The following is a 534-nucleotide window of genomic DNA, read 5'->3' as shown; positions in this document are numbered from 1 at the left end:
GCGACAGTGCGGCAGCTGCACCGATGCGAGTTCATCGAAGCGGCCGAGAATGTCGTGCTGATCGGTGGCCCCGGAACGGGCAAGAGCCACACGGCCACTGCAATTGGCGTGCAGGCAATTGAACACCACAGGCGCAAAGTCCGCTTCCTCTCAACCGTGGAATTGGTCAATGCGCTGGAGCAGGAGAAAGCACTCGGCAAAGCAGGGAAGATGGCTGAGATGCTCACCAAGGTCGACTTGGTCATCTTGGACGAGCTTGGCTATCTGCCGTTCAGTTCCTCTGGCGGGGCGCTGCTCTTCCATCTGTTGAGCAAGCTCTATGAACGCACCAGCGTCATCATCACTACCAACCTGAGCTTCTCAGAATGGGCGCAGATCTTCGGTGATGCAAAGATGACCACAGCGCTTCTCGACCGGCTCACACACCGCTGCCACATCCTCGAGACTGGAAACGACAGCTACCGATTTAAGGCCAGTGCTAAGGCCGCAAAGAAAACAGAAAAGGAGACCGCAACATTGACCGCGTCATAAACC

1 protein-coding gene is annotated in these 534 nt (G+C 56.6%); it reads left to right on the top strand.

The genetic code is table 11. From position 1 onward, the window contains the following. On the top strand, window positions 1-531 hold a 531-nt coding region (gene istB, locus FOY56_RS23430), incomplete at its 5' end, for an IS21-like element helper ATPase IstB (RefSeq protein ID WP_146348546.1). Window positions 532-534: the final 3 nt, after the last annotated feature.

This window comes from Falsiphaeobacter marinintestinus (genome assembly GCF_007923355.1).
Taxonomy (GTDB): Bacteria; Pseudomonadota; Alphaproteobacteria; order Rhodobacterales; family Rhodobacteraceae; genus Phaeobacter_A; species Phaeobacter_A marinintestinus.
Note: the sequence above shows the minus strand (reverse complement) of the source record. Positions and strands in the feature narration are given on the sequence as shown.